Origin of the sequence: Companilactobacillus paralimentarius (assembly GCF_963227125.1) — a bacterium.
Lineage (GTDB): Bacteria > Bacillota > Bacilli > Lactobacillales > Lactobacillaceae > Companilactobacillus > Companilactobacillus paralimentarius.
In genome coordinates this window covers 2,051,959-2,074,123 of the sequence record NZ_OY724131.1, presented here as the reverse complement: position 1 = coordinate 2,074,123, position 22,165 = coordinate 2,051,959, and the positions used below count along the sequence as shown (strand labels likewise).

Below are 22,165 nucleotides of genomic sequence, written 5' to 3'. Positions count from 1 at the left end.
TTTGAAGTTTATAAATATGTCTTTAAGCGCCACAGGAACTAGCAAAGAGTTCTTGTGGCGTTTTATAGTTCAATAACTTTCTAGGCATATTGTTGAGCTTAAATTCTATGTCTCTTATTACTTTTGGGCTGACTGTATCCAGTGACAGCCCTTTGGGCAAGTCACGACGTATCATTCGATTATGTACTTCATTTGTTCCACGTTCACAAGATGTATATGGGTGTGTGAAGTAAACATCCGCAACGCCAGCCATATCAGATGATAGATTAGAGAACTCAGGGCCATTGTCTGCAGTGATTGAATTGATAAGATCACCATAGTTCTTTATGATCTCTTTCATAGCATAATCTACAGAGTCGGCATCTCTACCGTCAATAAGTCTCATTATTTCAAAGCGTGTCTTACGCTCTATGAGCGTTAAGACGACACTCTCATGGCCATTTCTTTTGCCCACAATCGTGTCTATCTCAAAGTCCCCAAAGGATTCTCTGCTATCAACACTTTTAGGGCGTTTCTCAATACTACGACCAAGTAGACGCTTATGCTTTTTTGAAGTATGTTGCTTAGTCGGTCTAGTTGACTTTTCTACCAGATCAATATTCCGGATTTCAAGTCGTTGTTCATCAATATATTTGTAAAGTGTAGTAGTACAAACCATTTCATCTACTAAGAATAATTCTTCGTTCTTAGCTCGTCCAACGGCCGTATCAGGTGACCATCCATTATCTATGAACTGGCTTACAAAGAAGCCTAAAAAGGCTGTGACTTGGTCGAATTTAGAAGGACGATGGCAAAGCTTACGGTTCTTTACATACTTTTGATGTGCAGTGTCAGGAAAGTAGCAATTCAAGTGTTGAACTTTACCATTAACTTTCTTGATCTGCTCAACAGTACCTCTGTTAATTTCATTATTAATAGTCTGAGGTGAAACGCCGATAGCTTTAGCTATCTGGCGATTCGAGTAGCCAATTGAATGAAAGGAAGCAATCTTTCCACGTTCAATTTCAGTTAAATGATGTCCTTTAGGACGATTTATGATATTCTGTTCTAGCACCAAGACGAAAAACCTCTTTCATTGTTTGTGTGAGAACTCCAATGATACCTGATTTTTACGTCTTGGTGTTTTTATTTTGTCATTTTTCTAAAGTGGCTAACTTGATTATAAAATTCGCCAAAAAATTACAGAGGTGAATTATAGTAAAAAGCGATACGGTGGTGTGTCACATAAAAGTAACAAGTGAAAAAACTTATTATAAAGATATATTTATATGCAAATATATCAGACAATTACCATTATTTAGGGCTTTAACAACACTATAATTGAAAACCAGTGAAAATAATGATCTACTTTCAAATATCACAAACAACTATAAAAATGGACAAAAATAACAAAAATAAAATCGCTAAGTAAAGAAGGAAAAATTAAAAACATTGTCAAAACAGTTCTGATTAATATGCCAAATGGACAGAAAGAAATTTCCAAAAATCACAAAGATAGTTTAATTTGATTGTGGTCTAGACTTTTTTTTAAAAGGACTGTTTTTTTTTCTGAAAAAATGATATTATGTAAGGGTTCACATGAAGGGTGAACTCAATTAAAACGGTTTATTAGGATATTATTCTATTTTTTAGGCGACCATAATGGGTGGTCGAAGTAAGCGTTTTAATTATATAAAACATAAGGAGGAAGAAACATGGTTGGAATTATTATTGCAAGCCATGGTGACTTTGCCGACGGCATTAAGATGTCTGGATCAATGATTTTCGGTGAACAAAAAGATGTTCAATCCGTTACATTGCAACCAAGCATGGGGCCTGATGACCTTAAGGCAAAATTGGAAGATGCTATTTCCAAATTGGAAGACCAAGAACAAGTTTTGTTCCTTGTTGACCTTTGGGGTGGAACACCATTCAACCAAGTAAATGGTTTGTTCGAGGCACATAAGGATAAGTGGGCTATTGTTGCAGGTCTTAACTTACCTATGTTAATTGAAGCCTACGCTTCACGTATGTCAATGAACTCAGCACATGAAATTGCTGCTCACATTATTGAAACAGCAAAAGATGGTGTAAAGGTTCGTCCAGAATCACTACAACCTAAGGATGCTGCTCCTAAAGCTGCTCCTAAACAAACTGTTTCAGGTGGTAAACCTGGTTCATTGAAATATGTTTTGGCTCGTATTGATTCACGTCTATTGCATGGTCAAGTTGCTACTGCATGGTCAAAATCAGTTTCACCAACACGTATCATTGTTGTTTCAGATAATGTTGCAAAGGATGACTTGCGTAAACAATTGATTATGCAAGCTGCACCAGTTGGTGTTCACGCTCACGTTATTCCAATTGATCAAATGATCAAGATCGCAAAGGATGACAAACATTTCGGTGGCGAACGTGCATTACTATTGTTCGAAACACCACAAGATGTTGAAAAAGCTATCGAGGGTGGAGTTCCATTGAAGACTATCAATGTTGGTTCAATGGCTCACTCAGTTGGTAAAGTTCAACCTAATAAAGTTTTGGCATTTGATCAAAACGATATTGATACATTCAAGAAGATGGAATCACAAGGCATCAAGTTTGATGTTCGTAAGGTTCCAACAGATTCTGAGGACAATCTTGATAATATTATGAAGAAAGCCCAAGCAGAATTAAATAAAAATAAATAGGGATTTAATTTTTATATTTATATAAGAAATAAAACGGAGGATTAATAATCATGCAATTAAATGCTATTCAGATTATTCTTGTCGTTTTGGTATCATTCCTAGCTGGTATGGAAGGTATTTTGGATGAATTCCATTTTCACCAACCAGTTATCGCATGTACTTTAATCGGCTTAGTTACAGGTCAATTATTACCTTGTCTTATCCTTGGTGGATCACTACAAATGATCGCCTTAGGTTGGGCTAATATCGGTGCTGCCGTAGCACCTGATGCCGCTTTGGCATCTGTCGCTTCAGCTATTATTCTTGTTCTTGGTGGTAAAGGACAAAAGGGTGTTGGTTCAGCTATTGCTATTGCTGTTCCTTTGGCTGTTGCCGGACTACTTCTAACAATTCTATGTCGTACATTGGCAACTGGTATTGTTCATATTATGGATAAGGCTGCTGAAGAAGGTAGTTTTGCTAAAATTGATTTCTGGCAATATGTTGCTATTTGTATGCAAGGTTTACGTATCGCTATTCCTGCTGCATTGATTCTTGCAATCGGTGCTGGCCCCGTTAGATCATTACTAGATGCTATGCCTACTTGGTTGACAGATGGTTTGTCAATCGGTGGTGGTATGGTTGTTGCTGTTGGTTACGCAATGGTTATCAATATGATGGCTAGTCGTGAAGTATGGCCATTCTTCGCTATTGGTTTCGTACTTGCTACAGTTACAGATCTAACACTTATTGGTCTTGGTACTATCGGTATTTCTATGGCGCTCATCTACTTGAAATTATCTAAATCAGGTGGCAATGGCGGTTCAAACGATGGTGGAGGTAGCTCCAACACCGGTGATCCAGTCGGCGACATAATAGATAACTATTAAGAGGGGAGAACACATAAAAATGGCAGATCAAGTTAAAATTTCTAAAAAAGATAGAATCTCCGTTTGGTGGCGCTCAACGTTCCTCCAAGGTTCATGGAACTACGAACGTATGCAAAACGGTGGCTGGACTTATTCATTAATTCCAGTTTTGAAAAAATTATATAAGACAAAAGAAGATCGTGCTGCTGCTTTAAAGCGTCACATGGAATTCTTTAATTGTCATCCATACCTTTCATCACCTATTCTTGGTGTAACAATGGCATTGGAAGAGGAACGTGCAAACGGTGCCGCTATCGATGATGTTACAATCCAAGGTGTTAAAGTTGGTATGATGGGTCCTTTGGCTGGTATTGGTGATCCTGTGTTTTGGTTCACTGTTAAGCCTATTATTGGTGCTTTGGCTGCTTCATTGGCTATGACTGGTAATATTCTTGGACCAATTATTTACTTCGTTGCATGGAATGCTATTCGTATGGCCTTCATGTGGTACACACAAGAGCTTGGTTACAAAGCCGGTTCTAAGATTACAGATGACGTTTCCGGTGGTGTCCTACAAGACATTACTAAGGGTGCTTCAATTCTAGGTATGTTTATCCTAGGTTCATTGATCAACCGTTGGGTTGTTGTTAAGTTTACACCAACAGTTTCAACTGTTAAGTTGGCTAAGGGTGCATACATTGACTGGTCAAAGATTCCATCAGGTGCACAAGGTATCAAACAAGCATTGATTCAACAAAAAGCTGGTCTATCATTGACTGCTCATAAAGTAACAACATTGCAAGATAACTTGGATCAATTGATCCCTGGTTTAGCTGCTTTGCTTCTAACATTGTTCTGCATGTGGTTACTAAAGAAGAAAGTATCTCCAATCGTTATTATTCTTGGCTTGTTCGTTGTAGGTGTTCTTCTACACGTTCTACATGTTATGTAATAATTTGAGACTTTCAAAAAGTTTTACTAATTAAAAATGAGACATCAATTCGTTTTTGAGTTGATGTCTCATTTTCATTAGAGCAAAAGTTATCGTACTTTTGATAATAAATAAGTTCCGCCGTATAATATTTTTAACAAAACAAAGGAGCGGTCAGATGGTTCAATCATTAAATACAAAGTCGGATTTGGTTATTCAAGGAACTTCTCATTTAGGATTGACTGATTATGGAAAAATCATGATCGGAGATAAAGGATTTGAATTTTACGATGACCGTGATGTTTCAAACTATATTCAGATCCCATGGACAGAAGTTAAACAAGTCGTCGTTTCAGTAATGTTTGGTGGTAAATGGATTCCACGTTATGCTATTCAAACAAAAAAGAACGGTATGTTTACTTTTTCCTCAAAAGATCCTAAGAGAGTTTTAAGGGCAATTAGAGTTTATGTTAAGCCTGAGGATATTGTAAAATCCTTAACGTTCTTTCAAGTTGTTCGCAGAGCCTTTAAACGAAATCCTAAGAAATAAAAATGATAGTTTGGTCAATTAGATCAAACTATTTTTTTATGCCAAGAGTTACGAAATGTCTATTTTTGAAACTTATTTTTGGATTATTCAGGCAATTAGTTCTATCTTTAGTGTAGTCATGAACAGTCAAGGTGATTGATATGGAAAATGAATTGAGATTCGCTAAAAAAATCAGTTTCAAACCACTGTTAGGCAGTATATTTTTTGGCATAGCAGTGAGCGTAGTGGTTATTTCGATCTTCCCCAATGAACCGTTGATGTCGATTTTATGCGGCATAGTAGGGTTTTTAATCGATAGTATGTTGATTTACCCATGGTCGCTGAAACATTTCTATGGCGGGTGGACAATCACTACTAAAGGAATATATTATGTTGATGATGGAACTTGGAACAAAAAGGTAAGATTAATTTACCTACCATTTTTACAACAAGATAAATTTATACCACTATCAGAGATTCAGTCTTTTTCAATTATTGATGGTGTAAATTTAATGAACAGTCATAACATTATTGGGGGCACTCTGAAGCAACCTATCAATCGTTCGGAGCGTCTGTTAATCGTTGAAACTAGGCAAGGCCAAGTGACCTTAAATCTTTCTTGGAACTACAAGGGAGAAACAGTTACCGATAAAAAAGTTAATCAAATACTAGCAATACTAAAAAGCTCATCCCGCTGACGGATGAGCTTTTTTAACAAATAAATATTTTGGCTTGTTGTGAAATACGTGAAGGGTGAGCTTTTAACAAAAGATGAGGTTTTGCGTAACTCGTATCTCAACGATTAAAGAATAGTTTATCGAACGCGTTTCATGTCAAGAACTTTTTCTATATAATTAAAATATAACAACTTTTAAGGAGAGCCCATGAAATTTATAAAAAGTAACCTGGCAAAGATTATCGTGGCCAGTCTAATTTTTCCGGCTGTCATGTTTATCTTAGCTTTTGTCGTTAAGAAACATACAGTCAGCAGTTATTGGCAAATGTTAAGCGACATCTTAGTATTTGTTATAGCTTTCTTATTGAACAAGTTCTTTTTTCAACAAAAAATCAATTGGTTCAACTCTAAAAATTGGTCAGCACAATTATATACTGCGATGCCTGCTATAATTCTGATTGCAGTTTTGGATTCTGCAACATTGACAGCAACTGATTTAGCAATTAAATTGAGAATCATCGTGTTGTGTCTTTTGGTTGGATTAGCAGAGGAATATATTTTCAGAGGACTTTTAGTGAGCTTATTTCTAAAATTATTTCACAATAATGTTTTAGGAGCAGTTATTGGTTCCAGCGTTATGTTTGGGCTGATCCATACAATGAACTTAAAATCCATGCCAATAGGATATGTTTCTGGACAAGTAATCTTTGCTGCAGCGATTGGATTATTGTTCGGTACGATTTACGTTAAGACTAAAAATCTCTCGATAGTCATTCTTCTACATGCTTTACGCGATATGTTTCCGATGTTCTCCAATAAATTAATGGCAGAGGCTGCCAAAATGCAGTTCTCAATGTCATCATTATATGTAATTAGTATTCTATTCCTAATTACTTTGTTTATAGCATATGTTCAACTAAAAGACTTTAAGTTAGAAAGAGAGTTATTCTAGGCCAGTTGTTTTTCAATGATAAACCGTTAAGAAAAAATTTAGAGTATCCATAAAGCTGCTAGCGTGACTAGATAATGTTTTTTTTATTGCTTATTTCGAATAATTTAAAACAGCGCCTATTTAGAGCTAACGTATTACGTTATGTCTCTAAATAGACGCTGTTTATTTTATTTTAATTTTAATGGTTGAGTAGTATCTAGCCAGTCATTTGTTTGAATATTCTTGAAGTACATTGTAACTTCTGAGTCAGTATCTTTTACTTTTACTAAGAGGGCACCATCAAAGCTTTTGTTTGGTTGAACTAAGCCGTTATTACTTGAGTTAACGATAGTAGAGTACTCTCCACTAGCAGTGGTAGCCGTCAATTGTTGATTATCTTGTTTTAACATGATAGCAGTATTTTGAACCCTTTGTGGAATCTCATTACTTTGAGTTTTATTTGTATAGTTGTATTTAACCAATAAAGCTGCATCACCATTACTGTCTTTGACTAATTTGACATCGTTTGAAATTTCGAAGGTATACCAATCTGTATCGTAAGTTAAATCAGTATAAGTCCCAGCATTTTTTATCTGATTAGTTGTCTTTTTTTGTTGATCATTTTTGGGCTTATTGTCATTTTCTTGTTGTTTTGCAGTGATTTCATCTGCAGATTTCTGTTTTTTGGCTTTTTTGACATGCTTTTTTTTAGTTACTTTTTTCTTGGTTTCTTTTTTAGGCTTAACCTTTTCTATTTTATGAGAAGGTTGAGTAGTATGAGTATTGTCTTTTGAAGAAGTGGATTTCCAAAAAATAAGTAGACCAATTATTAAGATTATAATTAAAATCAAAGAAATAATAAAAGGCTTTCTTTTGTAAAAGGGCTTGCGTTTACGCCGAAATGATTCACGTGTCATATTTTTATTTGAGTTATTATTGTGCCTGTTCATGATACATCTCCCCAACCGATGAATAGATAATTACTAGTTATAATCATAATATCATAATTGTTTACTATGAATTAATTTACTAAAAAATGCCATTACTTTTTTAAAAAAAGAATTTTAAATTAAAGTGTTGAACCGACTATTGAAAAGTGGTATAAATATCTGGTCTATGTTAATGAGATGTTAATTTTTGTAGAAGGGGGTCGCAATGATGATGCTATTTAGAAATCATGGCGATTATGAAGTAACTTGTAATTTCTTGAGCAAAGAGGGCCAAGAAGTTGCAAAGAAGCGCGTTTGTCACAATGTTTCTAAGAAAGAAGCTCGTGACGGTATGAGAGATTATATTACAAATAGATTCTCTGATATTATTGATGTCGCTCATCCCATTAAAGTTGTTGCTAAGTTAACAGCTAAGTAAAGGATATATTAAAGATAATAATAAACGAAGCCAATTCTGAATTAGAGTTGGCTTCGTTTTGTATATAGCACTATTTTTTATATTTTAAGAAAACATTGGTATGATAAGGGCGGGAGGCAACGTTATGGATCATGGAAAAGTAACAGGTAGACGTTTCTTTTATGTCACCGCACTAAATATCATAATTACGATCACAGAATTTATTGGTGGAATTTTTTCAGGTAGTTTAGGACTTATTTCGGATGCGTTTCATAACTTAGAAGACTCTTTGTCCATTATTATTTCCTTTGTTGCCAACGTTATTGGACGTAAGAAAAATGATGTTCAGAAGACCTTTGGATATAAAAGAGCCGAGATTCTGGCAGCTTTTGTTAATTCAATCATTTTGGTGGTTATCACTGTCATGATGGTCTTTGAATCTTTCAAGCGCTTGTCACAGCCGCAAGAGATCAATGGTCAACTGATGATGATTGTTTCAATAATTGGATTATTGGTTAATTTTGTTTCGATGTTAGTCTTGTTTTCTGGTTCTAAACATAACTTAAATATTAAAGCAACGTTTTTACATATGTTGTCGGATACACTTTCATCAGTGGGTGTTTTTGTTGCATCAATTTTCGTTATTCTATTTAATTGGAATTGGGTAGACCCAGTTATAACAATAGTTATTGCCATTTGGCTTTTGAAAGAGGCCTACAGCGTTGTTTCGGAGACCGTCAATATTCTTATGGAGGCCAGTCCAAAGATTGATCTGGATGCTGTTCAACAGGCAATTTTGACTGTTCCAGAAATTGTTAAGGTCCATCATGTTCATTTGTGGATGATTGATGAGAATCATATTATGTTGGACGCTCATATTAATGTTGAGAAAAACTGCAATATGAAGGACTTGGATAAACTCTACGATGTAGTCGACAAAATGTTGCAGGAACAGTTCAATATTACGCATGTTACATTGCAAGCTGAATGCAATCGTGGGATAGATAATTCGTTGATAGATTAATAAGAACAGTGATTTGTGCTAAGATTAGAAGGTAATTCTATAAATGAAAGTTGGAATGTCATAATATGGTAAAACTTGTTATGGTAAGACACGGTGAAAGTACAGCGAATGCATTAAATCAATATACTGGTTGGAATAACGTAGGCTTGACTCAAGAAGGAATCATTCAAGCACACGTAGCTGCTAAAAAATTACAGGGCTTTGAATTTGAACATGTCCATACTTCGGTTTTAAAGCGGGCAATTCTTACCGCATATATTATTCAGGATGATTTAAATCTTAATTATGTGCCAATTACAAAGAGTTGGCGCTTAAATGAACGTCATTACGGGGCCTTACGAGGTCAGAATAAAGATGCTACAAGAAGAGAATTTGGCGTTGAGCAAGTTCATTTGTGGAGAAGAAGTTTTTATGCTGTTCCCCCAAAACTTGACCATGCAGATCCTAATGTAGGTCCATACAAGTATTATGATGCTCGGATCATGCCTTTGGCAGAAAGTCTCTATGATGCTTATCAAAGAATCGTTCCTTACTACGTTGATCAGGTTGCACCCAGATTATTAGATGGTAAAGATCAATTGATCGTGGCTCATGGAAGTACTATTCGAGCTTTGATTAAGTATATCGAGGGTATTAGTGACCAAGATATTGATGGGGTTGAGGTTGCTAATGGGACACCGTTGATTTATGAATTTGACAAAAAATTAAATATTCTAACCTCAAATCGTCAAAGTAAATGAAAGACTAGTCGTACGTAGGCTGGTCCTTTTTATTACTATAAAGTGTTGTCATGGTATGTGATAAATGTAGCAAATATTAGTAAGCTCAAGGTCAAAACTTTTTTTAAGAAAATGCTTTCTTTTTTGAAATTATGAGGTACACTATTTAAATGGTCTAGATATTTATTTGGTTTCATGCCAAGTGGACAAACTGGATAAAAAAGTAGTAATGTTCGAAGCAAGTTTTAGTTTATGTATCATTAGAAACCAAGATTGTTCCTTAATATACAAAAAATTTATCACTTTAAAAAAAGATTATTACTAATATTTTGCGAATTAGAGGGAGTTTTTTATGAATATTTTAATTGCGCTAATACCTGCGTTAGGTTGGGGCTTTATGCCAATCATCACCGGTAAAATTGGTGGTTCTCCTGCTAACCAAATGTTTGGAATTGGTGCTGGTGCGACAATTGTCGGGTTTGTCGCTTACTTAATAACACAGCCAACTGTTAATACGACTGCTTTTTGGTTCTCAGTTCTCTGTGGTGCTTTATGGACTATTGGACAGATAGGACAATTCATTTCATTCAAGCGTATTGGTGTTTCAGGGACAGTCCCACTGTCAACTGTATTTCAATTGGTAGGTAATTCCATTATTGGAATGTTGATTTTTGGAGACTGGGCTGGAGTACAATCTAAAATAATTGGAGTCATTGCTTTATTGATAGTAGTTAGTGGTGCTTTATTAACTTCAGTAACTGATAGTACTGAAGGAAATAAGTTAGAAATCAAGGATGCTATTTTTCTATTATGTACAACTGTAGGTTTTTGGATCTATTCTTCATTTCCTAACATGCCAATCGTTAAAAGTCAAAGCGGTACAGCTATCTTCTTACCAGAAATGTTAGGAATTTTGGTTGGAGCAATTATCTATGCGTTGTTTACAGATATCAAAGCCTTTAAACAAAAGGAACATTATTTAAACATCTTTGCTGGAATTGCTTGGGGTATCGCTGCGTTTGCTTATATCTTTTCAGCTAAGGCAAACGGTAATACTTCAGCATTTATCTGGACACAATTAAATGTTGTAATTAGTACTTTCTGTGGAATCTTTATTTTACATGAGAATAAAAGTAGCCGTGAAATGAAATTCACAGTTCTGGGCATTGTATTAATTGTTATCGGAAGTGTGGCAACATCATTTGCATAAATTAAAAACAATCCGTAGAGGTTGTTTTTTTTTACACTAAAATAGAATTATAAGGAGGAGTAAAATGATCAAGCATATTTTTTCGGATATGGATGGGACTTTGTTAAATAGTGAGGGGAGTGTTAGTGATGTGAATGTATCAGCGATAAAGAATAGTAAGATTCCATTCACTTTAGTTTCAGCACGAGCACCAATGGAAATGTCAGCCGCTATTGATAAATTGAATTTAACTGACCCTCAGATTGGATTTAATGGTGGTTTGATTTATAAGAAGACAAATAGTGGTTTTAAAGTTTTAGATGATAAACCGCTAAATATGACTAGTTTTCGAAAATTAATAAAAGTAATTCAAAACAAATTTCCTGACGTCAGCTGTAGTTGTTATGGCTTAAACGCTTGGTATACTGAAAGAATTGATGAAGGCATCAATTATGAATCCAAATTAACGGGACAGAAGGCTACATTGATTGATTTTGCTGATTTGGTAGATACTAAATTATATAAAATTATGATGATAACTTTTGATTTAAATTTAATGGAACAATTGAATCAAATGCTTTTAAATCTAAAAATTACTAATGTCAGTATCAAACGATCTGGCGATAATTATTTAGAGATAACTAGTGATTTAGCACAGAAATCAAAAGGAATAAAATATATTCAGGATTCAGAAAATTTGATTAAAAAAGAAATGGCAGCTTTTGGAGACGGTCATAATGACTTGCCCATGCTAACAAATGTTGGTGTGCCAATTGTCATGGCTAATGCTCCCTTAGAAATTCAGCAGTATGGCGAATATATAACCAAGAGTAATGACGACAATGGAGTCGCATATGGAATTGAGAGCTTTTTAGAGAAATAATTAATGATTCTCATATAATCTTCTATATTATAGAAGAAAACTTCTTAGACAGCTTTAAATTTACTTATATTGAGAGAGTGAGCTAGTCGTGGAGATATGAATCCTGTTTTGCCAATTAGTTATTATAAAATTTAAATGTTAAATAAAGAACAACTTCTATCAAGCGTTTCAAGTATGTGACTTATATCTTGAATACTCAATGGAAGTTGTTCTTTTAATTTTAATATATTATGTCCCAGCACTTGTCTGTAATTAAGCTTTAATGGTTTTAGTTAGGTGTTTAATTAAATATTCATTTTCACCATATCCAGAGTTTAGAAAGATATACTTTTGAGTGTTATAGATGAAACTGATGCGACTAGTGCCATAAAATTCTTCAACTACGATGTCAATGATATCTGATAATGGAATGTTAATGCGATGAAGTTTTCTCATTCCTCCAACTAAGGTCATTGAAATTACATTATTCTTGAATTTGTAATCGACATAGCCCATAAAGTTGTGCGCATCTTTGTCAATGATTTCAATATATGTAAACATAATGATCATCCCTTTATTTAGCTATTTTTAATTTAGTTATTTTGATAAGAATCAAAGTATTCTCTTTAGAAGTTATTTTTTAATCTCTGATTACCTGAGATTATAAAGAGATTCTCTATTTAAAGTGATTGATAATGGCTAATTTAGACAAGATGTATAAGGGGATGCTTCATAATTGTAGTTTACTTTAGGCGTTTTATAATGAGCAGTATAAAAGATGTAGATGAACATTTATATCTTTTTCGAGGTATAGTCCGGTAGGATAATTGAATGATTTGCCCTAAAGGGATTGTCTAATGGTAGGCAATCTTTTTTTGAGCATAAAAAAAGTCGCTATAGAATCCTAAAGTAGGAATTCTATAGCGACTTTTAATCAATTCAATTATTCATCTTCATCGTCGTCATCAATCTCTTCATCAATCTTGATATCTTTCAAGGCTGAACGATCTTTTCTGACTAAACGTAGACGGTTGAGTGAAACTTTCCCAAGTACCAAAGGAACACGTTCTTCAATAACATCACTGTATGAAAGACCGAACCAATTGGCTGGAGAAATAAATTTTTGTAAGAGTAAACGTAAGTGGATGATACTCTTTTTAACATTACTGATCTTAGTATCTGGTGATAATACTTCTTTAATGATAACAAAGGAGAAATCACCAACGTCACGGTCAGGAATGGTTGTGTATTTCTGTGGTTGAGCTTTAATCTCGCCGTTTGACATCATATCGTTTACAACCTGACGAAGATAAACATTAACCTTCTGATCAACTCTAAATCCAAGATACAATTGAACGCTAATCATGTAATCAGTATCAAAAGTTTCAACACTATATGCGGCAGTATATGGCTCATCGGTAACGTTAACAGTAACGAACCAATAGACTTGAGCACGCTTAGGTCGTTTATCAAGGATTGAATAAAGAATATTCTTTTTAATACGATATCCGTCATGTACCTTAGTTAAATAGACTAAGTTAGTTGTATAGAGTGGATAACTTGGATCTTTTCTTAAATCATTTAATTGATGTTTAAAAGCTAATAGGGAAGCAAAGTGACTACGGTAAGTGTTGTCGTCTTTGAGACGTTCACCATATCTCCAAATGAACATAACAGCAATTAATAAGGCAGCAATGAACATTGTAATATAGGCACCGTGGATAAACTTACTACTATTTGTTACGAAGAAGATACTTTCAATCACGAAGAAGAAACTAATGATAACAGTTGTGAATAACCTGTTAACTCGTTTCATCAACAACCATTGATGTAATAGAATAGTTGTCATCAACATAGTAATAGTAATTTCTAGACCATAGGCGTTAGACATGTTTTCTGAAGTTTTGAAATAGAAAACAATGAATAAACAAACAACCCAGATAATTGAGTTAACCGTTGGAATATATAACTGTCCCTTGAAATTAGTTGGATAGTAAGTTTTTAATCTTGGGAACATTCTTAACTTAGTAGCTTCAGAAACTAGGGTATATGAACCAGATATCAAAGCTTGGGAAGCAATGATAGCAGCCATAGCTGATAAGAAAATTCCGAAGAGTCTGAAATCAGCCGGAATAGACTGATAGAACGGATTCATAGCTGAACCCATTTGTTGCAAAGTATGATTATCTCTAACGCTGATAATCCAAGCAGCTTGACCTAAGTAACTTAGTAGCAAACAAATTTTAACGAAAGGCCAACTTGTATAAATATTAGGACGACCAACGTGTCCCATATCTGAGTACAGTGCTTCGGCACCAGTTGTAGCCAAGAAGATACTACCTAAAATAAAAATACCACGAATGTTAACGGGACTTCGCAATAGTTCAATAGCATAGTAAGGATTCAAGGCTCTAATAATAGTCCAATCGGAAGAAATATTGAGTATTCCCACTAAACCCAAGAATGAGAACCAAACCAACATTATCGGACCAAAGGCTCGACCAATCATTTGAGTACCAAATCTCTGAATGAAGAAGAGAGTCGACAAAATAATTAGTGTAACGATAATTACTTGGTTTTGAGTACTAATTAACACGGCATTGTTGATCTTAATACCCTTAAGACCCTCAATCGCAGCTGTAACAGTAACAGCTGGTGTCATCATACCATCAGCTAAGAAGGTTGCCCCACCAATCATAGCTGGAATGATCAACCACTTGGCACGTTTTCTAACTAACGTGTAAAGAGCAAAAATACCACCTTCACCGTTGTTATCCGCACGTAAAGCAATCAATACGTATTTAATTGTTGTTACCAAAGTTAGTGTCCAAAAAATTAAAGAAACACTTCCTAAGATAAAATTAGTGGACATTTTTGCAAGTCCACCATTCCCAACCATTAAAGAGTGCATAACATAGAGGGGAGATGTACCAATATCCCCATAAACGATTCCCAAAGCAATCAAGAATCCAGCAATGCTCATCTTTGAATGGGGGTTATTTTTCAATGAATTCAGTTGTGTCTTTTCCATATAAATAATCTCCAAAAATAAACAGTTCAACGGCAATTGTAACATTAAGTATTAGGGTATGAAACTACTTATTTTGGTCTAGTTATATTCCCTATATAATTAAATAAAATAACACTCTTAGATTAGTCCTCATGCAAAGGAACAGACAATGAAGATTGGTCTAATTGAACTGTATATTTAATATTTTGATTTCCACGAACTGTCATTCCAAAGTCAGTTGCGTAAATGATTAACCCTAATTGATGACCAGTCTGTAACTTGTAAAAAGTTGGTTGAAGTTCAACGTTTATATTGTAGAAGATGTTGGGGTTTAATTCATTAATTTTATAGTTATTTTCACGATTTTGTAGATTAATGTGACCCTTTGTAATCATCTTGGCCGAAGATTCTTTACCCAGAGTAAATTCACGTAGATCATCCTCACGCCAATCATAGGTTCCAGCTAAACTATTTTTTGCTAAAAGAGTAGGTGAAACATTGAAGCGTTTAGTTTTACCATAGTCGATTATTTGAAAACTTAGCATGCCCAGATTCTCACTTGAAGCGACTTTCAAATTAACGTTAATTTTGCCATCTAACAATAATTCCTTTGTTAAAGGAGCAGTCTTGAATGTTAATTGGTTGTGAGCCAATTTGTCATTACCATGAATAAGATCTTGTTCCCATGTAACGTTGTCATCACGGTAAGATTCAAAATCTGTTTCAGGTAATTGATCAACAAATGACTCGGAATCAGAAGTAACACTATCGGTAGTTAATTTATCACTCGATAAGTTATATTTGATCTCTTTATCATCAGAATTTGCCCAATCAGAATGTGCTGTCCAAGTCTCTGGTTCAACATTGTCTTGAACAATAACATCAGGAATGATTTCTTTAGCTTGATTGTCGATGCCCAAGAGTTCATGTGTCAACCATAAGTTAATAATGTCACTATAGTCAATGGAACGGAAGGCATTGATGTAGATATGCTGTCCTTGGTGAAGAATGATTTTTTGCGTAACACCGTTATGCTTAATTCCATTCCATAATCTTTCGACATTGCGAGGCTTAACATTCCAGTCATTTAGTCCGTGAACCATAAAAACATCGGCTGTAATATTTTTGAAGTTCTTATGATAATTTCTAGCATCCCAGAAAGTATTATAGTCACCAGTATCACGATCTTCACCTTTTTGGATTTCTTCAATCTTTTGATTCCATTTGCCTTTGATTTCATTAAAGTCACCAGGTTGTAAACGACGACTGAAGGTTTCTTCGGCTAAAACATCGGCGTCTTCACCAGGGAATCCACCGGGTGCGATCACCAAACCGCCATCACGATAGTAGTCGTACCAGTTTGAGATAGCAGCCTCACTGATAACAGTTTTTAATCCCTTAACACCAGTAGTAGCAGCGGCAGTTGCCAAAGTTCCTAGGTAAGAACGTCCTGTCATAGCGACTTTTTTGTTTGACCACCAGGCTTTAATTTCAATATTATCGGTTCTGTTAGTAAAGGCAGGTAAGTCACCAGTTAGCCATTTGATAATGGAAATAGTAGAAATGGTTTCTTCGGGATCACCAGTGGTTCTTAATCCGTCAGAATCCTTTGTACCAATACCAGCCATGTAAATAACTGCAAAACCACGAGCTAGGAAGTAGTCATTTAAAGTATAAGAACTTTCTCTGGAGAAAGTTTCCTCAGCTTTTTTTGTTTCACCATTAATATTACGAGCTAAAGGTAGAGAATCAGATGATTCGTGATATTCGATATCTTCGTAATTCAGATCATTAGGAATCTTATGTTTTAATGGTACATTTACATTGTGAGTTAGTTTTTCACCGGTTTCATCGTTAGTACCTTGGTTATAGGGGCTAGCAGTGTAAAGGACTGGTACTTTGAGACCATTTTCAGTTTCATAAGGACGTAAGATTTCAGCCTTCAATAGATCACGTTTGCCATCATGATCACTGTCTTGAGGCGATTCAACGTAGACGACTTCACGGATTAATTTGTGCGGATCAAAGACAGGAAGTGTTTTACCGTTGAAAAGCATAGGCTTTGATACTTTACCGTAGAATGGAGTGAAATAGCCTTTGGCAGCCAACGAATCAATATAAGTTTGGCCGTCTTTATTATGGGTAGCCAAAAGCCAGTACCAAGCTGACTTTAATTCATCAGGGGAAAAATTGTTTCCTTGATGGTCAGCAATTGGCAATTGGATTTTTTCCATTGCTTTTAGTGGATCCTTAAATGAAAAATCGACATCTGGGTTAAATTTTAATAACTGTAATGCAACATTATAAAATGTTTGTACAGAAACTTTGATCGATGAATCGAGGTACTCACTTAAATTTTGATCTGGAGTTGCCATATAAGTATGTAATTTTTCTTCAAAATTAGAGGAAGTTTTAGCCTCAATAAAAGTCTTACTCAAGAAACTCTTCCATAATTTAATAGGATCATTTTCGTTACTATTATCTTTATCTAAAAAACCAATTTCTTTTAATTCTGTAATCTGATCGCCAAATAGAGTTGGACGAATCGCAAATTGATTGTTTTTCATACTGACACCCCTTCACAAATATTAATTTCATTATAGAGCACTCTATAGTAAATTTACGAATAATTCAATAGCATAGACGTGTCAAGACAGACAATTTTTAAGCCTGGTTGAATGGCCGTCTTCCGCAAAAATTGGAAATGTGTTAGAACACTATGGGTATGACTTGAAGCTAATAATTTCACCTTCGGCAAAATTATGGATCTCCAAGATTAGCCTTATTGTAAGCGACAAAGCCATCAACAACAATTTCATAACTGAACACATTCCAATTCTTATTCCAGACTAAATATTTTAATTATTTTTCTTGAGGTAGGTATGTTTAATACGTAATTTTGTAAAATGATTAGTTTAGTAAAATAAAAACGGCCTCTATTAAGAGATTCAAGTAAAGAATATATCTTGAATACTTAATGGAAGCCGTTCTTTTGATTTAAATTTTAATTAAGCTAAAGCACCCATTGGATCCCAAGGAGCTAGAACCTTTGGTTCTTTTGATTCTGTTTCAAAAGTATTCTTAAGGTCATCGCTTAAGAATTTCTTGTTGATAACTAATTGATAAACATATTCATCGAACCATGAGTCGCTCATAACAAAGTATCCTTTGTTACCAACTTTTTCACCCCATGAGTTTTCAACTTTCCACTTAAGTGGGTTACCATTTTCATCCAAATCAACACCTGTAAGTACCATAGCATGTGTCATCATACTTTCGATGTAATCAAGACGTTCTGCCTTAGTCATCTTAAGGTCAGTATTTAGTAAGCCTTCAAGGTCGTAGATATTTGTATCCATGATGCCAATCTTACGATCAGAACTTTGACCAACATCACTACCGAACCAAACTGATTCACCAGATTGTAATTGTTTAACAGCTAATTTCTTGAAGTCATTGATTTCAAGATTTAAGTGACGAACTTGGCGACCACCAACGACGTTACCTAGCATTTCAACTGTATAAACGTGGTTGTAAGGTTTATCAGCTGTTGGTGCGTTGATAGTTGAGATATAACTGTCTAGATCCCAGCCAACGTACTTCTTGAAGAATTCTTGAGGTGTGATACCAGTTTCTTTATGGTAATTCTTATCGTCATCACGGTAAGCCCAGTCAAATTTAGTAGGTGGAACACCAACTGTGTAAACTAGAAGTTTGTAAATTTCGCTTAGTAATTCATTCTTTTTACGTTCGATATCTTCTTCAGACTTGTTGTTATTAACAAAGTCACGAAGAATGATAGCATCTTTACGTAATTTTTTATTGAGAACGTTGTTTAATTCAGAGGAGTTTGTACGACTGAATGTATCTGGCATAACACTCTTTGGAACGACACCATATTTTTGAACAAGAGCCATAACCATATCCCATTGACCACCATCTTGTTGAGGTGTTGTCATAAGAAAGTCAACTTTACGGTCGCCAGTTGGAAGAGCAGCAGTGTTGATAACATTTTCAAAGAAGTAATTTGATTTTTCGAGTTTATCCCAGAAAAGCATGTATCCTTGTGATAATTCGAAGCCCTTGATCTTGAAGTTGTTTTGAAGTGGGTGTCTCATTGTGTTCAATGCGGCGAATACCCAGCAAAGTCCAGATTGCTTTTGATCCGCAACTGAACCTGTATCCAATTCAACTGAGAAAGTGGGGTCCATTGCTACTTTAGAAGCAATAGTTTCACTTGATTTGAATAAACCATTGTTAGCAACAGCGTTTTTGATAGCTGAAGAACCTGGTGTATTGTCAAATGCAGTTTGAAATTTATCTAAGTCTGATGATGTGATTTCTTTTGTCATACAAAATTCTCCTTTTTTATCTGATATTGTCGATTACTTTAGGTCCATCCTCATAACCGACGATAATAGTATTAACTATATCAAGAAATAGTCCGTGTGCAACTATTCCAACTTGGTGATCTAACCAATCTGCCAACAAATGTGGATGTTTGATTTCACCAATTTTTAGATCAATGATGTAATTCTTGTTATGTGTAAGGAAACGACTGCCATCTTCATTGAGACGGAATTGAGGATTCAATCCTTCTTTTTCAAGATCAGTAAAGGTCTTTTCACAACCAAATGGAATTACTTCAGTGGGCAATGGGAAACTACCCAATGTGTCAGCCATCTTTGATTGATCAACAATCCAAATATTACGAGTGGAGTTTGTAGCAACCATTTTTTCAAGTAGGTGAGCACCACCGCCACCTTTGATACCTTGACCGTTTTTATCGATTTGGTCAGCACCATCGATAGTAAGGTCGATATGATCAACCTCGTTTAAATCTTTAGTTGGGATGCCTAATTCTTTAGCTTGTTTTTCAGAACGTGAAGAAGTAGTTACGGCAACGATATTCTTGATCTCGCCAGCTTGGTATCTACGTCCAAGTTCTTCAATCATATAATAAACGGTTGAGCCAGTACCAAGGCCGACTACCATATCACTTTTGAAGTAATCGACAGATTTAATACCGACTGCTTTCTTTAATTCATCTTGATTCACTATTTTTCCCCCTTTAAGAGCTTTTGGTAATTCTCAGTTAATAAAAATCTGATTTCTGGTCTGTTTTCAAAAGCGGCTTTAGCGTATTCACAAACGGGAACAATCTTTAATCCCTTAAGGTCAGAAAAGTCGACAACTGCATTGAAGAGTTTACCAGCTAGACCTTGACCACGATAAGCCTCGTCAACGTAAGTGTAATCAAGTGAAATAATATTATCTTCAACCTTAGAATAGGTTAATTCACCAATTGTTTTGCCATTGTCTTCAAGATAAAAACGTCCATCTTCATGATTTAATTCCATAAAATTACCTCCTGCTGAATTATTTATTTTAATATTACTCTATTATAAGAAGAAAGTCAGTGTAATCAATAGTTTTATATGGGCTAAAATGCTATTATTTTAGTTATCTAATGCTTAAGGAGTTTTCAATTTGACTAAAAAACGTGGATTCGAGATTGTGAAAAAATACGAAGGTAAGGGAATTAATTTACCAGTTCGTCAAACTAAAAATGCTGCCGGTTATGACATTGAAAGTGCTGAAGACTTTGTGGTTCCTTCAATTTGGAAATTTGGTTTCTTTAATGTTTTAAAGTTCATTTTAAATAAAGGTAAAATGGATAATGACAAATTGGCTGAAGTTCAAAAATCAATTAAACCAGTACTAGTACCAACTGGGGTTAAGGCTTATATGCAAGAAGATGAAGTATTGATCATTGCTAGTCGTTCCAGTAATCCTTTAAAACGTGGCTTAGCTATTCCTAATGGTATTGGTGTAGTAGACGCTGATTACTATAATAATGAAAGTAATGAGGGAGAATTATTCGTTCAATTGATCAACTTTTTCCCTGTAGATTACAAAGTTAAAAAGGGTGAACGATTAGCCCAAGGTATCTTCATCAATTATTTAACAACTGATGGGGATGAAGGCGGATTGAAGAAACGCAATGGAGGATTTGGTTCTTCAGGAATATAATAAGAAAGGAACTATTTTATTGGCAAAAGCTAAAACAAAATTCGTATGTCAAAATTGTGGCTACGTCTCACCTAGATATTTAGGACGTTGTCCTAACTGTGGTGCTTGGAATCAGATGGTTGAGGAAGTAGATCATCCTGAATCTGTTAAAGCTAAAGCAACTCCTAGCCGTCGGGTTAGTGATTTAGAGTCCAAACCAGTTAGTATCGATAATGTTTCCTTTGAAAAGGAACCTCGTGTTAAGACAGATTTATCTGAATTGAATCGAGTTCTCGGGGGCGGTATCGTGCCCGGTTCTTTGATTTTGATTGGTGGTGATCCCGGTATTGGTAAGTCAACTTTGTTAACACAAGTTTCAGGACAACTAGCGAATACTGGTGGTAAAGTGTTATATGTTTCTGGTGAAGAGAGTGCTTCACAGATCAAGATGCGAGCTGATCGTTTGGGTATTTCGGGTAAAGATCTATATCTGTACCCTCAGACAGATATGAGTTATATCCGTCAAACAATCAACGAAATGCATCCGGATTACTTAATCATTGATTCTGTGCAAACAATGGATGAACCAGAAATTACTTCTGCCGTGGGGAGTATTTCTCAAATCAGAGAAGTTACAGCTGAATTGATGAATATTGCTAAGCAGGACAACATTACTGTTTTCGTCGTTGGACATGTAACTAAAGGTGGCGCCATTGCTGGTCCAAAAATATTGGAACACATGGTGGATACTGTTCTATACTTTGAAGGGGACACACACCATAGTTATCGAATCTTACGTTCTGTTAAGAACCGTTTTGGTTCAACGAATGAAATTGGTATTTTTGAAATGCGGACTAAGGGTCTGGTGGAAGTATCTAATCCATCAGAAATTTTCTTAGAGGAACGTTTAGCGGATGCCAATGGTTCAGCGGTAGTAGTTTCAATGGAAGGAACTCGACCAATTTTGGTTGAAATCCAATCTTTGATCACTCCTACAATTTTTGGTAATGCCAAAAGAACCGCCACGGGATTGGATCATAACCGAGTATCAGTGATTATGGCCGTTCTAGAAAAACGTGGTAATTTGATGCTCCAAAATCAGGATGCTTATTTGAAATCAACTGGTGGCGTTAAATTAGATGAACCAGCAATTGATCTTGCTTTAGCGATGTCAATTGCCTCCAGTTATAAAAATATGGGTATCCCAGGAACTGATTGTTTTGTAGGTGAAGTTGGATTGACCGGTGAAATTCGTCGTGTTAATCGAATTGATCAACGAGTAAATGAAGCAGAAAAATTAGGTTTCAAGCGTATTTTTATTCCCAAGAATAATATGGGAGATTGGTCTAAAGATAATAAGATTCAAATTGTTGGTGTCAGTACCGTAACTGATGCGATGAACAAAATATTTTAAATAG

Annotated in this window: 21 protein-coding genes; 13 read left to right on the top strand and 8 right to left on the bottom strand. The window is 35.1% G+C overall.

Features of this window, described 5'->3' with window-relative positions; translation table 11 throughout:
- Nucleotides 1-22: 22 nt before the first annotated feature.
- On the bottom strand, nucleotides 23-1,057 hold the full coding sequence (locus ACI6PB_RS10170; protein ID WP_059075255.1) for an IS30 family transposase: 1,035 nt from the start codon (nucleotides 1,055-1,057) through the stop codon (nucleotides 23-25).
- Between the two features lie 637 nt (nucleotides 1,058-1,694).
- Here ACI6PB_RS10170 and ACI6PB_RS10165 point away from each other — a divergent pair.
- The 6 genes from ACI6PB_RS10165 (at nucleotide 1,695) to ACI6PB_RS10140 (ending at nucleotide 6,605) form a co-directional block, all read left to right on the top strand.
- Entirely contained in the window at nucleotides 1,695-2,669 is a 975-nt protein-coding gene (locus ACI6PB_RS10165) for a PTS sugar transporter subunit IIB (protein ID WP_025086417.1), read from the top strand.
- Between the two features lie 50 nt (nucleotides 2,670-2,719).
- Complete coding sequence (locus ACI6PB_RS10160; protein ID WP_025086328.1) at nucleotides 2,720-3,538, top strand: PTS mannose/fructose/sorbose transporter subunit IIC; 819 nt, start codon at nucleotides 2,720-2,722, stop codon at nucleotides 3,536-3,538.
- Between the two features lie 19 nt (nucleotides 3,539-3,557).
- Complete coding sequence (locus ACI6PB_RS10155) at nucleotides 3,558-4,469, top strand: PTS system mannose/fructose/sorbose family transporter subunit IID (RefSeq protein WP_025086327.1); 912 nt, start codon at nucleotides 3,558-3,560, stop codon at nucleotides 4,467-4,469.
- Nucleotides 4,470-4,626: 157 nt separating this feature from the next.
- On the top strand, nucleotides 4,627-4,998 hold the full coding sequence (locus tag ACI6PB_RS10150) for a DUF956 family protein (protein ID WP_054642494.1): 372 nt from the start codon (nucleotides 4,627-4,629) through the stop codon (nucleotides 4,996-4,998).
- 140 nt (nucleotides 4,999-5,138) lie between these two features.
- Nucleotides 5,139-5,675, top strand: coding sequence for a hypothetical protein (locus ACI6PB_RS10145; protein WP_025086325.1), 537 nt, complete (start codon nucleotides 5,139-5,141; stop codon nucleotides 5,673-5,675).
- Between the two features lie 186 nt (nucleotides 5,676-5,861).
- Complete coding sequence (locus ACI6PB_RS10140) at nucleotides 5,862-6,605, top strand: CPBP family intramembrane glutamic endopeptidase (protein ID WP_025086324.1); 744 nt, start codon at nucleotides 5,862-5,864, stop codon at nucleotides 6,603-6,605.
- A gap of 167 nt (nucleotides 6,606-6,772) precedes the next feature.
- On the opposite strand, the gene ACI6PB_RS10135 is transcribed toward ACI6PB_RS10140, so the two are convergent.
- Nucleotides 6,773-7,534: a DUF5067 domain-containing protein gene (locus tag ACI6PB_RS10135; RefSeq protein ID WP_404351067.1), complete on the bottom strand. Its 762-nt coding sequence runs from the start codon at nucleotides 7,532-7,534 to the stop codon at nucleotides 6,773-6,775.
- Between the two features lie 205 nt (nucleotides 7,535-7,739).
- On the opposite strand from ACI6PB_RS10135, the gene ACI6PB_RS10130 reads away from it, so the two are divergent.
- The 5 genes from ACI6PB_RS10130 (at nucleotide 7,740) to ACI6PB_RS10110 (ending at nucleotide 11,746) form a co-directional block, all read left to right on the top strand.
- Nucleotides 7,740-7,952: a hypothetical protein gene (locus ACI6PB_RS10130; protein WP_225868701.1), complete on the top strand. Its 213-nt coding sequence runs from the start codon at nucleotides 7,740-7,742 to the stop codon at nucleotides 7,950-7,952.
- A gap of 124 nt (nucleotides 7,953-8,076) precedes the next feature.
- Nucleotides 8,077-8,955: a cation diffusion facilitator family transporter gene (locus tag ACI6PB_RS10125; protein ID WP_404327381.1), complete on the top strand. Its 879-nt coding sequence runs from the start codon at nucleotides 8,077-8,079 to the stop codon at nucleotides 8,953-8,955.
- Nucleotides 8,956-9,020: 65 nt separating this feature from the next.
- The gene (locus ACI6PB_RS10120; protein WP_025085265.1) at nucleotides 9,021-9,695 is read left to right on the top strand and encodes a 2,3-diphosphoglycerate-dependent phosphoglycerate mutase; all 675 of its coding nucleotides are present in this window, start codon (nucleotides 9,021-9,023) and stop codon (nucleotides 9,693-9,695) included.
- Nucleotides 9,696-10,026: 331 nt separating this feature from the next.
- Nucleotides 10,027-10,884, top strand: coding sequence for a GRP family sugar transporter (locus ACI6PB_RS10115; protein WP_404327380.1), 858 nt, complete (start codon nucleotides 10,027-10,029; stop codon nucleotides 10,882-10,884).
- A 64-nt stretch (nucleotides 10,885-10,948) separates the two neighbouring features.
- Nucleotides 10,949-11,746, top strand: coding sequence for a Cof-type HAD-IIB family hydrolase (locus ACI6PB_RS10110; protein WP_025085263.1), 798 nt, complete (start codon nucleotides 10,949-10,951; stop codon nucleotides 11,744-11,746).
- Between the two features lie 252 nt (nucleotides 11,747-11,998).
- Here the strand turns inward: ACI6PB_RS10110 and ACI6PB_RS10105 are convergent, their stop codons facing one another.
- From ACI6PB_RS10105 to ACI6PB_RS10080, 6 genes are all read right to left on the bottom strand, one after another.
- Nucleotides 11,999-12,286 carry a hypothetical protein gene (locus ACI6PB_RS10105; protein WP_404327379.1) on the bottom strand — a complete coding sequence of 96 codons (288 nt, stop codon included), beginning with the start codon at nucleotides 12,284-12,286 and terminating at the stop codon, nucleotides 11,999-12,001.
- 382 nt (nucleotides 12,287-12,668) lie between these two features.
- A complete protein-coding gene (locus tag ACI6PB_RS10100) occupies nucleotides 12,669-14,756 on the bottom strand; it encodes a KUP/HAK/KT family potassium transporter (RefSeq protein WP_025085261.1) in 2,088 nt (695 codons plus the stop codon).
- Nucleotides 14,757-14,878: 122 nt separating this feature from the next.
- Nucleotides 14,879-17,302 (bottom strand): Xaa-Pro dipeptidyl-peptidase, encoded by a 2,424-nt coding sequence (locus tag ACI6PB_RS10095; RefSeq protein WP_025085260.1) that lies wholly within the window; start codon nucleotides 17,300-17,302, stop codon nucleotides 14,879-14,881.
- Nucleotides 17,303-17,743: 441 nt separating this feature from the next.
- Nucleotides 17,744-19,087 (bottom strand): aminopeptidase C, encoded by a 1,344-nt coding sequence (locus ACI6PB_RS10090; RefSeq protein ID WP_025085259.1) that lies wholly within the window; start codon nucleotides 19,085-19,087, stop codon nucleotides 17,744-17,746.
- 16 nt (nucleotides 19,088-19,103) lie between these two features.
- Nucleotides 19,104-19,793, bottom strand: coding sequence for a ribose-5-phosphate isomerase RpiA (gene rpiA / locus ACI6PB_RS10085; RefSeq protein WP_404278159.1), 690 nt, complete (start codon nucleotides 19,791-19,793; stop codon nucleotides 19,104-19,106).
- Nucleotides 19,793-20,095 (bottom strand): GNAT family N-acetyltransferase, encoded by a 303-nt coding sequence (locus ACI6PB_RS10080; RefSeq protein ID WP_025085257.1) that lies wholly within the window; start codon nucleotides 20,093-20,095, stop codon nucleotides 19,793-19,795. The genes rpiA and ACI6PB_RS10080 overlap by 1 nt, the downstream gene beginning before the upstream one ends.
- A gap of 130 nt (nucleotides 20,096-20,225) precedes the next feature.
- Between ACI6PB_RS10080 and ACI6PB_RS10075 the strand changes: the two genes are divergently transcribed.
- Together ACI6PB_RS10075 and radA are read left to right on the top strand one after the other, a co-directional pair.
- A complete protein-coding gene (locus ACI6PB_RS10075; RefSeq protein WP_025085256.1) occupies nucleotides 20,226-20,768 on the top strand; it encodes a dUTP diphosphatase in 543 nt (180 codons plus the stop codon).
- 19 nt (nucleotides 20,769-20,787) lie between these two features.
- Complete coding sequence (gene radA, locus ACI6PB_RS10070) at nucleotides 20,788-22,161, top strand: DNA repair protein RadA (RefSeq protein WP_309511215.1); 1,374 nt, start codon at nucleotides 20,788-20,790, stop codon at nucleotides 22,159-22,161.
- The last annotated feature ends 4 nt before the right edge of the window (nucleotides 22,162-22,165 follow it).